The 13917-nt window shown below is 44.8% G+C and carries 8 protein-coding genes; 5 read left to right on the top strand and 3 right to left on the bottom strand.

The features are described 5' to 3' along the window. Positions 1 to 64 precede the first annotated feature (64 nt). Positions 65 to 1552: an inorganic triphosphatase gene (locus AB4238_RS13940; RefSeq protein ID WP_372033972.1), complete on the bottom strand. Its 1488-nt coding sequence runs from the start codon at positions 1550 to 1552 to the stop codon at positions 65 to 67. Positions 1553 to 1783: 231 nt separating this feature from the next. On the opposite strand from AB4238_RS13940, the gene AB4238_RS13945 reads away from it, so the two are divergent. From AB4238_RS13945 to AB4238_RS13965, 5 genes are all read left to right on the top strand, one after another. Further along, positions 1784 to 2464 carry a TIGR00153 family protein gene (locus tag AB4238_RS13945; protein ID WP_372033964.1) on the top strand — a complete coding sequence of 227 codons (681 nt, stop codon included), beginning with the start codon at positions 1784 to 1786 and terminating at the stop codon, positions 2462 to 2464. A gap of 24 nt (positions 2465 to 2488) precedes the next feature. Next, positions 2489 to 3757, top strand: a complete 1269-nt coding sequence (locus tag AB4238_RS13950; protein WP_372033965.1) for an inorganic phosphate transporter — start codon at positions 2489 to 2491, stop codon at positions 3755 to 3757. 164 nt (positions 3758 to 3921) lie between these two features. Next, positions 3922 to 4497, top strand: a complete 576-nt coding sequence (locus AB4238_RS13955; protein WP_371992231.1) for a TIGR04211 family SH3 domain-containing protein — start codon at positions 3922 to 3924, stop codon at positions 4495 to 4497. A gap of 261 nt (positions 4498 to 4758) precedes the next feature. Continuing rightward, entirely contained in the window at positions 4759 to 7953 is a 3195-nt protein-coding gene (gene putA, locus AB4238_RS13960; protein WP_372033966.1) for a bifunctional proline dehydrogenase/L-glutamate gamma-semialdehyde dehydrogenase PutA, read from the top strand. A 281-nt stretch (positions 7954 to 8234) separates the two neighbouring features. After that, entirely contained in the window at positions 8235 to 10118 is a 1884-nt protein-coding gene (locus AB4238_RS13965) for a methyl-accepting chemotaxis protein (RefSeq protein ID WP_372033967.1), read from the top strand. Positions 10119 to 10204: 86 nt separating this feature from the next. On the opposite strand, the gene cydC is transcribed toward AB4238_RS13965, so the two are convergent. Both cydC and cydD read right to left on the bottom strand, forming a co-directional pair. Next, positions 10205 to 11944, bottom strand: coding sequence for a heme ABC transporter ATP-binding protein/permease CydC (gene cydC, locus AB4238_RS13970; RefSeq protein WP_372033968.1), 1740 nt, complete (start codon positions 11942 to 11944; stop codon positions 10205 to 10207). Continuing rightward, a complete protein-coding gene (gene cydD / locus AB4238_RS13975) occupies positions 11944 to 13761 on the bottom strand; it encodes a heme ABC transporter permease/ATP-binding protein CydD (protein WP_372033969.1) in 1818 nt (605 codons plus the stop codon). Before cydD ends, cydC begins: the two co-directional genes overlap by 1 nt. Between the last annotated feature and the right edge of the window lie 156 nt (positions 13762 to 13917).

Genomic DNA, 13917 nt, shown 5'->3' on the forward strand with positions numbered 1-13917 from the left:
AATTAAGCCCACTTTACAGTGGGCTTTTTGTTATAGAGCTATTTAAAAGTTAAGCAGTGTTTAATTAGCGCCAGTATGGTTCGTTCTTCATCGCACTGCGACGAGAAAGCTCCATTGCTTGCACCAAACTTAACTCTTTATTTTCTAGCCAATCGCTAATATCAATATAAGCCAATTCACTAATCTGCTTTAATTGGCGGTAAGCGGCTAACGTTCTTATGCCTAAAGCCAAGTCTTGCCAAGGCGTTCTAAATTGATCGCGTGACTTGTTTGAGTAAAGCTCTCCATAAGCCACCCCGACAAACATACTATTATCGAGCGCTTTTGCCACCGACAGGTAATCTCGGCTGCTTAAATCGTCATCTATTGGCATCACTTCCAAAATCTTTTGCCATGACTTCTCTTGTAACTTATCAGCAAAGTCTCTTAGGCCTAACTCTTTCGCTATTACCACGCTGCCAAGGCTAATTTGCATCAATAGATCAACAAGATGTACCTGAAGCCTGCCGTAACATATATCATCCAACAAATTGGTAAACTGTGCAGGAATGTCGAGTTGTTGTAACTTTTCGTGCGCAATATCGGCAAGTGCCGCCTGCATTGGCAATTTTGCAATCAGTGATGCTTTTTTCTCAACAATCGAATAGAGGCTCAAAGACTCTTCGATAAAGCTCAGCCTTTGCTCAATGCAATCAAAGTCTTGCTCAAAATCATCTGCCAGCAATGCAAATTGCGATAAGGTACTTCGAAGCAAACGAATGCAAGCTCTTAGTCGATAGCATAGCATCGGTAATTCTACGGGATTAAGTGCTACATCCAGAATCATAGCTTCAAGCTGCTGCCACCTATCTAGCCCTACTTCAAGCAGGTTGATAGCGACCTGTTTAAGGTTTTGCTCTGGCTTTAACGCAATAAAGTCTAACACTTCCAAGTTAAATGGACTTGCCTGCGCTGCTAATTGGTAACCACGCTGTGCTTTACTTGCTTTACCTAACCTTACAGGGATTTCTCTGCTGACGATGCCAGCGAGTACCAGCAATGCGTTGGTATCACCGGCAAGTAGTTCAAATTCTAATTCACAAATAGGTTCAGAGCGATCATCCACACTGATTTCACCGATATCCAAAGCGACCTCAACTAAACTATCTTCAACAAAAACATGCCACTTTTGACGGACGAAATCGGTATTAAATAGACAGCATAATGTTGACTGTGCCTGTTCAATATCAGCACCTTCTGGCCAAATTTTGTTCGGGAATAAATTTAATTTAGGAAAGTCGTGATCAATATCAACATTAAATTCAGGTCGGGAATGAATGCCGCCCACAACCCGACCTGCTGTCTTAATCGTTTGCTCTCGGTGATTATTTATACCACGAACACGTAAACCCATATCCCACTGGCGTAAAGTAAGCTCAGGTGTTTCAAAATAACCATTGGTTAGTTTTTCACAGCCCTTAGCATCTGAGTTAGGTATACTATCTAACAGATTTATAAGCTTTTCTTTCTGTTTCTCATTAAAGAAAAGTTTGAGTTCTATCTCAGCTTCCATCTCTCTTTTTTTCACCTTGTCATCAAAATTTAATCAATCTGTCACTAAATCTACACAGTGTAATATTTTTGTAATAAAAACGCCGTAGGATTCGCTTTGCAGTTAAGATATAACTCGTTAGAATAAAAAACTGTTTAGTTAAATACAAAACACAGTTTTCTTACGCGGCCGCTTGGGTTAACATGCGCCCGCTTTTTCCAATATTGGAATAACCTAAATAGGTAAACGGCAATGCCAGTAAACTCTATTTTGGGCGTGTTTGCAAAATCGCCAATTAAGCCTCTTCAAGAGCATATCGACAAAGTGTATGACAGTGCGTCTACTCTTGTCCCATTTTTCGAAGCTACTGCCTCAGGTGACTGGGACAAAGCTGTTCAACTGCGCAAGCAAATAAGCTTTGCAGAGCAAGAAGCTGATTCACTAAAACGTGAAATCCGCTTAACTCTGCCCGGTGGTTTGTTTATGCCAGTCGAGCGTACTGACTTACTGGAGCTACTAACCCAGCAAGATAAGATCGCTAACAAAGCGAAAGACATCTCCGGCCGTATCATTGGCCGTCAACTTGTTGTCCCTCATGCAATTCAAGAACCCTTTATTGCTTATTTGCAGCGCTGTATTGATGCAGTTGCTTTGTCAAAAGAAGCAATTAACGAACTCGATGACCTACTAGAAACAGGTTTTAGAGGCCGTGAAGTGGATCTTGTGGCAAAAATGATCAGTGAACTAGATTCTATTGAAGATGACACTGATGACTTACAAATTAAGATCCGTAGGCAGCTTTTTGCTATCGAGTCTGAATTAAACCCTGTAGATGTAATGTTCCTCTACAAGATAATTGAGTGGGTTGGCGACTTGGCAGATCTTGCCGAGCGAGTCGGTTCCCGCCTAGAGCTAATGTTAGCTCGCGTCTAATCAAAAGATTATCAAGGTAATAACATGGTTGATGTATTAGTCACCAACGGCCCATGGCTTATTGGCATAGCGGCTCTGTTTGGTTTTTTAATGGCATGGGGTATTGGCGCCAATGATGTAGCCAATGCAATGGGAACCTCTGTAGGTTCCAATGCGATTACAATTAAACAAGCGATCATTATCGCTATGATTTTTGAGTTTGCAGGTGCGTATTTAGCAGGTGGCGAAGTCACCAGCACAATTCGTAAAGGTATTATTGACTCAACGTTCTTTATTGAACAACCTGAACTGCTCGTTTACGGCATGATAGCGTCTTTGCTAGCTGCTGGTCTCTGGCTTATCGCCGCTTCAGCATTAGGCTGGCCTGTTTCCACGACTCACTCGATTGTTGGCGCCATTGTTGGCTTCGCAGCGGTTGGTGTTGGAACAGATGCAGTTGAATGGGGCAAGGTTGGCGGAATCGTAGGTTCTTGGGTTGTTACACCGGCAATATCTGGCTTTATCGCCTTTATGATATTCCAAAGTGTACAGAAGCTCATCTTCAATACTGATAATCCATTAGAAAATGCTAAACGTTATGTGCCCTTCTATATGGCTCTAGCTGGCTTTGTGATGTCACTTGTGACTATCACTAAAGGTCTTAAGCATGTAGGTCTACACTTCAGTAACCTAGAAGCTTACGCACTTGCTGTTGTTATCGCCGGACTCGTCGGCGTTGGTGGCATGATAGCGATTAAGCGTCTTAAAATGGATAGCAAAGCGGACCGTCAAACTCAGTTTGGCAACGTTGAAAAAGTGTTCGCTATCTTGATGGTTGTCACCGCATGTTGTATGGCTTTCGCCCATGGTTCAAACGATGTAGCTAACGCGATTGGTCCACTAGCAGCAGTTGTTTCTGTTGTTAACAGTGGTGGCGAAATCAGCAGTAAAGCGCCGCTTGTATGGTGGATTCTACCTCTTGGTGCTGTCGGTATCGTGCTAGGTTTGGCCATATTTGGTAAGCGTGTAATGCAAACCATTGGTAAGAACATTACCCACTTAACACCAAGTCGTGGTTTTGCTGCAGAGCTTGCCGCTGCATCGACTGTTGTTATCGCATCGGGTACAGGTCTACCAATCTCAACGACACAAACCTTAGTTGGTGCTGTGCTAGGTGTCGGTATGGCACGTGGTATTGCTGCAATTAATATTGGTGTTGTACGCAACATCGTTGTGTCTTGGGTTGTGACACTACCCGCTGGTGCTGCACTTTCAATCATGTTCTTCTTCATGATTAAAGGTATTTTTAACTAAATACATGCACTAATGGCATAGAAATACTCTGCTATTTCATCAAGGGAGTTTGATAATATTTGTATCAAGCTCCCTTTTTACGTTTTATACCCCTTATTGCCTCTTGCATTAGGCCCTTTAAATCCCTAGCATGTTGGCTAAATTTCATTGATGAGAATAGATTGGTGTTAAGAATTTTAACTATTGTGGGAGCATTACTGCTTTCCCCCTCTTTATTTGCTGCAAACCAAACAAGTTACATCTCAGATGATGTTTTTATTTACCTCCATGGTGGCCCTGGAACACAGTTCCGGATACTAGGCAGTGTAGAAGCAGGTCAAAAGGTAACGTCATTAGGCGAAGCACAAGGCGATTACAGCAAAATTATTGACCACAAGGGTCGTGAGGGCTGGGTTCAAACAAAAATGCTTAGCGCTAAGGTCAGTTTGCGTGAGCAACTGCCAGCACTTCAAGCTGAGCTTGAACAGACTAAAGCTGACTTATCGACTGCACTGACAACTACAGATGCTAGCGTACAAGAGTTGAATCAAATAAAGTCTCAGTTATCTAAAGCCCAAAGAGAATTAGCAAGTGCAACACAGGAGCGAGATAGCGCTCAAGTGAAACTTGCCAGTATGCAAAAAAATGAACGTTTCGAAATGTGGAAGCAAGGTGGCTTTATCGCTGCTGGCGGTCTCATTTTGGGGATCATTATCGTTTACCTGCCAAGACCACAGCGCAAGCCTAAAAATCGTTGGTAAAAAAACAGTAATATCCGCCGTTTACAGCCAGTGTTTTTAAACGCTGGCTTTTTATTTTATTCGCAACAACTCCCGCTACAAGTGGCCTAGCCCACACACGCACAACGCCAAATCAAACAAACATCACACAACGATTCACAAAGGTGTCGCTCGTCACATTTTGCAGGTATAATCGGCCGCGCGGAGACCTTGGATTGTATACAAAAATAACAACAAAGCTCTTGTCGTGACAACATCCCAGCAATATGCCTTACGGCCAAGATGGAAGTGATTAATATGTTCAAAGCGAGTGAAGTACTAGCTGGTCATTACGACTCAGCCGATCTCAACGAACTGTTCAAAGCGATCAGCGATAATTACATCGTTGACGAAGAACAATATTTATCAGAATTGATAAAACTGGTTCCGTCCAGCGATGAAGAGATCGACCGTGTGACAAATCGTGCACACGAATTAGTCAATAAAGTTCGTCAATACGATAAAAAAGGCCTGATGGTCGGTATTGACGCATTTTTACAGCAATATAGCTTAGAAACTCAGGAAGGCATTATTTTAATGTGTCTTGCTGAAGCACTTTTACGTATTCCTGACTCAGCAACAGCTGACGCCTTGATTGAAGATAAATTATCGGGTGCAAAATGGGATGAACACATAAGTAAGAGCGATTCTGTGTTGGTCAACGCCTCTACATGGGGCTTAATGCTTACTGGTAAAATCGTTAAGCTTGACCAAAAAACAGATGGCCGACCGAGTAACCTACTAAACCGTTTAGTCAATAAAATGGGCGAGCCTGTTATCCGCCAAGCGATGCTTGCAGCGATGAAGATTATGGGTAAGCAGTTTGTACTAGGCCGTAGCGTGAAAGAAGCGCTAAAAAATAGCGTTGATAAGCGCAAACTGGGTTATACCCACAGTTACGATATGCTCGGTGAAGCGGCATTAACTAAAAAAGATGCCGCTAAATACTTCGACGATTACTCAAGTGCCATCGCCGCTCTCGGTGCTCAGGAATATGACGAGAGTGAAGCGCCTCGCCCTACAATCTCTATTAAGCTTTCTGCGTTACACCCGCGGTATGAGGTTGCCAACGAAGATAGAACACTAACAGAGCTGCATGACACGTTAATCCTGCTTATCAAGCAGGCGCGTTCACTAAACGTCGGTGTATCGATTGATGCTGAAGAGATGGATCGTCTCGAGCTATCATTGCAGCTTTTCCAACGTCTCTATAATTCAGAAGCAGCTAAAGGCTGGGGGCTATTGGGTATTGTCGTTCAGGCATATTCAAAACGCGCCCTGCCCGTACTTTGTTGGTTAACTCGCCTAGCTAAGATTCAAGGTGATGAGATCCCTCTGCGTCTTGTTAAAGGCGCATACTGGGACAGCGAACTTAAGTGGTCACAAGAAAACGGTGAAGCGGGTTACCCACTTTATACCCGTAAAGCGGGCACCGATGTGTCCTATCTTGCTTGTGCTAGATACTTACTGTCAGATTCGACACGTGGAGCTATCTACCCACAATTTGCTAGCCACAACGCCCAAACTGTTGCGTCAATTACCGCAATGGCTGGCGACAGAAACTACGAATTCCAGCGTCTGCATGGCATGGGTGAAGAGCTTTACGACACACTGCTTGCAGAAAGTGGCGTAAAAACAGTACGTATCTATGCACCAGTTGGCGCTCACAAAGACCTACTACCGTACCTGGTTCGACGCTTACTTGAAAATGGTGCCAATACATCATTTGTGCACAAGCTGGTCGATCCAAATACGCCTATTGAGTCACTGGTGGTACACCCACTATCAACACTCAAGGGATACAAAACCCTGGCTAACAACAAAATCGTGTTACCGGAAGATATCTTCGGTGCTGAGCGTAAAAACTCCAAGGGCCTCAACATGAACATCATTTCAGAATCTACGCCATTTTTTGCGGCAATAGAAAAGTTTAAAGAAACAACTTGGTCTGCTGGACCATTGGTTAACGGCGAAACCCTCAGTGGTGAAACGAAAGAGATTGTCAGTCCGTTTGATACCACTAAAGTTGTCGGTAAAGTCGCATTTGCCAACAACCAAGCGATTGAACAAGCGCTTGCTGGTGCCGATGCGTCTTTCTCTAGCTGGTGTTCAACCCCTGTTGAAGTACGAGCAAACGCGTTGCAGAAGCTTGCCGACCTGCTTGAAGAGAACCGTGAAGAGCTGATTGCGCTTTGTACCCGTGAAGCGGGCAAGAGTATTCAAGATGGTATCGATGAAGTGCGTGAAGCGGTCGATTTTTGTCGCTACTACGCAGTACAAGCGAAGAAGATGATGGGGCAACCAGAGCTTCTTCCTGGGCCAACAGGCGAGCTTAATGAGCTATTCCTGCAAGGCCGCGGTATTTTTGTTTGTATTAGCCCATGGAACTTCCCGCTGGCTATTTTCTTAGGCCAAGTTGCTGCAGCATTAGCAGCTGGTAATACTGTGGTAGCTAAGCCAGCAGAGCAAACATCTATTGTTGGCTACCGTGCGGTGCAACTTGCCCATGAAGCTGGCATTCCAAAAGAGGTACTACAGTTCCTACCGGGTACTGGCGCGACTGTTGGCTCAGCAATCACTAGTGATGAGCGTATTGGTGGTGTTTGCTTTACCGGTTCAACTGGCACAGCAAAATTGATTAACCGCACGCTAGCGATGCGTGAAGGTGCCATTATTCCGCTAATTGCTGAAACCGGTGGCCAAAATGCAATGGTTGTTGACTCAACCTCACAACCTGAACAAGTGGTGACGGATGTTGTTGCATCATCTTTTACCAGTGCAGGTCAACGCTGTTCAGCGCTGCGAGTTCTGTTCTTGCAAGAAGATGTTGCTGAGCGCGTCCTCGATGTTATGAAAGGCGCGATGGAGGAGCTAACTATTGGCGATCCAAGCTCAGTGAAAACTGACGTCGGCCCAGTTATTGATGCTACCGCAGCAGCAAACCTAAATGCTCATATTGACCACATCAAACAGGTTGGTACGCTGCTTAAGCAAATTGAGCTACCAGCTGGCACAGAGAACGGCCACTTCGTTACCCCAACGGCAGTCGAAATTGATTCCATCAAAGTACTTGAGAAAGAACACTTTGGGCCAATTCTGCACGTCATTCGTTACAAAGCATCTGAGCTAAATAAGGTTATCGACGAGATAAACTCTACAGGCTTTGGTTTAACACTGGGAATTCACAGCCGTAACGAAGGTCACGCACTTGAAGTGGCAGATAAAGTTAACGTCGGTAACGTGTATATCAATCGTAACCAAATTGGCGCAGTTGTTGGTGTACAGCCATTTGGCGGTCAAGGTTTATCAGGTACCGGTCCTAAAGCAGGTGGTCCACACTACCTAACACGCTTTGTGACTGAAAAAACCAGAACCAATAATATTACTGCTATCGGTGGTAACGCCACATTGTTGTCTTTAGGTGACAGTGAAGACTAGATCGCGACGATATAGCAAACAAGACATTTCGTTTTGAAGTAAAAGCCAGGCTAACACCTGGCTTTTTTTGTGGTTAACTTGTCATTGTTACAACATCTAGAAACCCCAATCTCAAGGCTGTGATCTCAAGCAGCATTTTCAGCTAAACCTTGCTGTTCACCTCAAGTACAATCAGCAAAAAATACCCTTTAAGGCATGCAACTGCCGCACAATTAACGCCAAAAACACAAGCGTAACCAGTATGCATAACCACAACTTCACAGCAGATAAAAATCAATCCAATGACTCTAACAATTAAACGAAAAATTCAAATTGCGATACTACTGACTTGTGCGTTCATCAGTGCTGTACAGTCCTACATATCTATCTCGCAACTTATTGAAGAAACCACAAATACTATTACCCATAGAATTAATGAAACAAGTACTGCCACCAGTAACTTTATCGCCACCAATATTCAAATGGGCAGTAATTTATTGCTGGCAAATGAATCTCTCATTAGTAAAAGTATCGACGTCGAACGGGAAATGTTACTCACATTACGTGCAGGTGGTTTCATGTCGGTTTATGCAGGTCTTGATAATGGTGATGTGGTTTATGGTAATCAGGAGGAAGTCTGGCCTAGCGATTACGACCCAACGACTCGCCCTTGGTTTAAACAAGCTAAACGCAGCCAACAATTGATTTTCACTGATCCCTATCTCGATTTTGATGGCAGTATTGTGGTGACAATGGCCAAAGCTTTTTCTGGAGTAAACAGCGGTGTTGTTGCTGCCGACATGACGGTTGATGGTATAACCGAACAGGTCGAACAATTACCAGTGCCTAATAACGGTTTTGCATTTCTTATTGATGGCAGCAATAAAATACTGGCCCTTAATGATCATCAACAACTATTTAAGCCTGCGACCGAGCTTAATCCCTATTTCAATTCTCACAATGTAGAGCAAGCACGTAGCTCAGGGACGCTTCTCACACTTAATTGGCACCGTGTTCAACAAGATAAATTAGTACAATTGACTGCAATACCGGGTACAGACTGGACCTTAGGTATTGTGGAAGATGAGCAGTTAGCTTATGCCGGTGTTCAAAAACAGATCACCCGAGTATTAGTGATAATGTCTGGATTATTTATTGTCATTCTTGCGTTAGCAACTTTGGCTTTGAATCGCATGTTTGCACCGCTGCAAAAATTGACATTGGCACTGGAAGATCTATCCAAAGGACAAGGCGACCTAACCCAACGATTTGAAATCAAGCAAGCTGATGAGATTGGCACGCTATCACTGCACATGAATGCATTCTTGCACTCTTTGCAGCAGATGGTATCAGCGCTCGTCAACAATGCACACGAACTCACCAAACAAGCCAATGATTCCTCAACACTTGTCGGCATGACCAGTGCGCAAATCGATAAGCAACACCAAGATATTGATCAAATAGCGACAGCAATCCATGAGATGTCAGCAACGGCAGGAGAAGTTGCCAATCATGCTGAATCCACTGCCAGTGCCGCCAGTGTCTCGGCAGAGAACTGCCAACAAGGGCAGCAGATTATTCGTGAAAGTAATCGCTCTATCAACCAACTATCTCTGCAGCTTAACCAAGCGTCCAATGTCATTATTGAGTTAGAGCAGAACACCACTGAAATCAACTTAGTGCTGGCTACGATTCAGTCTATTGCCGAGCAAACTAACCTGCTTGCACTGAACGCTGCAATTGAAGCTGCTCGCGCCGGCGAACAGGGACGCGGGTTTGCCGTGGTTGCTGATGAGGTTCGTGTACTGAGTCACCGTACTCAGGATTCTACCGAAGAGATCCGCAATATGATTATCACGCTGCAGAAGAACAGCCAACTAGCTGTAAGTAACATGAAAACCAGCACCAATATCGTAGTAGAAAGCGTTGATAACTCTGAGAAAGCACTCGATAACCTGGAAAAATTAACGTTATCGATTACAGAGATCTCCGATATGGCAACTCAAATAGCGGGAGCAGCGGAAGAGCAACGTGCAGTGTCTGAAGACATTAGTCGTAATACAGAAGCGGTGAGAGAGGTATCAGACCTGCTAACCACACAAACCAATAGCGTAGCAAGCAATGCTGATGAACTGCTTGCTATCGCCGCAGAGCTTAACGATAGAGTAGCTAAGTTCAAAGTCTAGCTTTATTGTGCTTAAAATATAGAGTGGAAAAAGGGCAGAATTATCATCCTGCCCTTTTTAATATGACAACACTGAGAATTAAGTCGTTAAATCAGTTTTTGCTGCAAGCTGGCATAGTAACTATCAGTTTCAAGCAGTTGCTGATGGTTACCAGAACAACGAATACTCCCTTGCTCCATCAGGTGAATCGTATCCATACGTGACATGGCCGTTAAACGATGACTAATCATGAGAACTGTTTTGCCTTTGGCAAAGCTAAATAGTAACTCCAATACCTCGCGTTCAGTTTGCTTATCTAAACCTTCTGTAGGTTCATCAAGCAGCAACAATGGCGCATCTCTCAGCAGGGCTCTTGCAACGCCTATCCTGCGTTGCTCGCCACCAGAAAGCTGGCGACCACCTTCTCCAATCCAATTATCGAGTGGTTTATCACCTTGCAGCAATGCCCCTAAACCGACTTGCTGCAATACCGCAATCAACTTGTCATCATCTTTACGGCTGCTATTTTCTAATGCTATCGCCAAATTTTCTCTTAAAGTTCCACTAAACAGATAGATACGCTGACTCACAACTGACATAGCGCCTCGCAACGCTTGTTCTGAATAAGCCGCTGCGTCTCGATCATCGAGCTTCACTTGTCCACTTTGTGGCAACCATTCCCTGGTGATTAACGACAGTAAACTCGACTTACCACAACCCGTTTGCCCAAGCAGCGCTACTTTAGCGCCTGCCGGAATAGTTAAGTTAAGCTCACTTAGCACTGGATGCTTAGCATCGTAACCAAAGTCAATATCAGACAGCTCAATATTGCCTTTGCTGATCTCAAACTGACTTTCTGCGGCGTAAGTTACATCAGGTGTTTGTTCAACGACTTGGTTTAAGCGTGTCGCAGCAGAGCTACAGGCCGACAGATGCTGAAATGCGCCCGCTAAAGGCATCATCATCTCAATCGTCGCCATCGTCATAAACACAATCATCGCAAGTTTAGGCCCAGGAGGTATTGACTCCCCCACCCCGGCTGCCGCCACATACAACATCACCAAAACTGCAAACCCATGACAAAAAATCAGACATGCTTGGCTAAGCGATGTCACCAAATTCATCCGGCTTTGGCTCGCTATCATCAAACGCTCAGCAGTGTTCAAGCGCTGACGGTAAACCTCTTGGGCGCCAAACAGAGTTAACTCAGCTTGGCCTTGTAGGTATTCCAATAATTGCACCCGCAGCTGACGCTTTGTTTCAAGCTGCTCGATCCCTGGTTTGCGCCCCAGAAAGTAAAACACTGTCGGTAATAGCAGCCAAACCGCTAACAACATGCTGCAGAGGATTACGGCGAGCTTTGCATCAAACCAAGACACAAAAAAATACAAGCCCATCAACATCAACAAAGAGGCAAGTAGCGGTGTTAATAAGCGCAGATACAGATGATCTAAGGTATCGATATCAGCAACTAAACGATTCAACAGATCGCCGCGACGGATCCCTTGTAGGTTTTTAGCGCTAAGGGGCATTAGCTTATTCCACACCCAGCAACGCAAATCAGTCAATAAACTAAATGTCGCTTCGTGAGTCGCTAATCGCTCACCGTAGCGACTTGCGGTGCGCACAATCGAGAGGAAGCGCACACCACCTGCGGGAGTGAAGTAGTTAAACATTTGCGCTGTAGTGACAGTTAGTCCTGCGACAGCTGCAGCCGATAAGAACCAGCCAGAAAGTGACAATAGACCTATGCCTGCCATCAAAGTGGTGACACTTAAAAAGAGTCCAATAAACATCATGAACCACTGGCTTTTAAAGCGCTTAATGTAAGGAAGTAATGCTCTCATCACTTATCCTCCTTGAGTTCAGTCGGGCTTTTTGTGAACTCGGCTGCATTAGACTGCGCCAACATCCGCTTAAATGCCCCGTCGACGTCGACAAGCTGCGCGTAAGTACCTTGCTGTACTAACAGACCTTTTTCCATCACGAGTACTCGATCCATTGCATGCAACGACTCTAGCCTATGGGTGACCATCAAACAGCCACTATGCTGCATTGCTGCGGTTAAGGCTCCCTGCACAGCTTGCTCACTTAAACTATCGAGGCTAGCTGTAGGTTCATCCAAAACAAACAGTTTAGGTTGTTGCGCTAATGCCCTTGCGAGCGCAATGCGTTGCGCTTGACCGACCGATAGCCCAGCAGTTTGCTCCTGTATTGGAAAATCTAGCCCCTGCGGTTGCGACTCTATAAAGTCGAGAATATGTGCCTTAGCTAATAACGCCTTGATGTCATCATCAGCTAATATTTGCCCTTGCGCAGTCTTGCCTAAGGCAACATTCTCCCGCACCGTACCGCAAAACAACTGGGGCTCTTGTCCAAGCCAAGCGAGCTGTTTACGCCATAACGGTTTAGCAAGCTGATTCAGCTCGGTGCCATTCACTTTTAACTGGCCTTGGTAGGGGAGAAATCCCAAAATAGCACTAAGTAAACTGGTTTTGCCTGCACCACTGCTACCTACAATCGCAATATGCTCACCTGCCGCGAGGGAGAAACTAATCGGGCCAAGTAACTTGGTGCCATCCATGCTATACACGGCTAAATCAACAGCCTCTACTTGGATGGAACCCTCATAGTTAGCAGTATCTGTTTGCTGATCTGCTTTATCTTGTTCAGGGTGTTCAAGCAGCGCCATCAACTCTTCTGCAGCGCCAATAGCTTGCGCTTTAGCGTGATAGTGCGTACCCATATCGCGCAGTGGCTGATAAAATTCGGGCGCTAGAATGAGAACAAATAGGCCAGTGAATAAACTAATCGAACTACCGTAATGACCGAAATCTAGATGGCCTAAATAGCTAAAACCAAAATAGACCGCCAATACCGCTATCGATAACGCGGCAAAAAACTCAAGCACCGCTGAGCTTAAAAACGCCATCCGCAATACCGACATGGTGCGCTCTCTAAACTCTTCAGACGCCTTCTCTATCGCCTTAGCTTCTTTGGCGCCTTGGTTAAACAGCTTTAAAGTCGATAAACCTTTTAGCCTATCCATAAAGTGGCCACTTAAACGAGCCAGCGCGCCAAAGTTCTTGCGGTTGGCATCTGCAGCACCCATTCCCACCAAGATCATAAACATTGGAATGAGTGGTGCTGTAGCCAGTAAAATAGCCCCCGCCGCCCAGTTGATAGGAAACACGACGATTAGAATGATCAGTGGAATAAAGCCCGCCAATGCAATTTGCGGCAGGTAACGCGCATAAAAATCTTGTAAGTCTTCTACCTGTTCAAGAACAATACTAGCCCAACTCCCCGCTGGTTTTCCTTGAATAAAGGCTGGTCCTAGCGCTGCAAGCTTATCCATAACTGCAGCCCGCATATGCACTCGCAGTTGTGCACCCGCCTTAAAACTTGAACGCTCTCTGGCAAAAGCCAGCACGCCTCTGAAAATGGTCAATAATAGCAGCAGCCAAAAATGGTCAGTAAAAGCAGACTTTGGCAGTTCATCGATAATGATCCCCTGCAATATAGTGGCAATTAGCCACGCTTGGCACATCAAGCTAATTCCCGTTAAAACCCCAAATAGAATCGACAAATTAAGGTAATAACCACAGGCTGATTTTTGTAGCTTGAGCCAGTGAGTGAGCTTTTTCTCTACGGTTTTATCCATTGGTTTCCAGATCTACTGTATGTGATAGGTAATACCAATCAGTATAAGAATTTGATCTACTCAGAGCGTTTTTAGCACGCTAATTCAAGGCGGATAAAGGACATAATGGTTGTTCCCTTATGAGTTTATTCAACGCAGAAGTAGCAAGCCAAAAAC

Origin of the sequence: Shewanella sp. 10N.286.45.A1 (genome assembly GCF_041470405.1) — a bacterium.
Classification (GTDB): Bacteria; Pseudomonadota; Gammaproteobacteria; order Enterobacterales; family Shewanellaceae; genus Shewanella.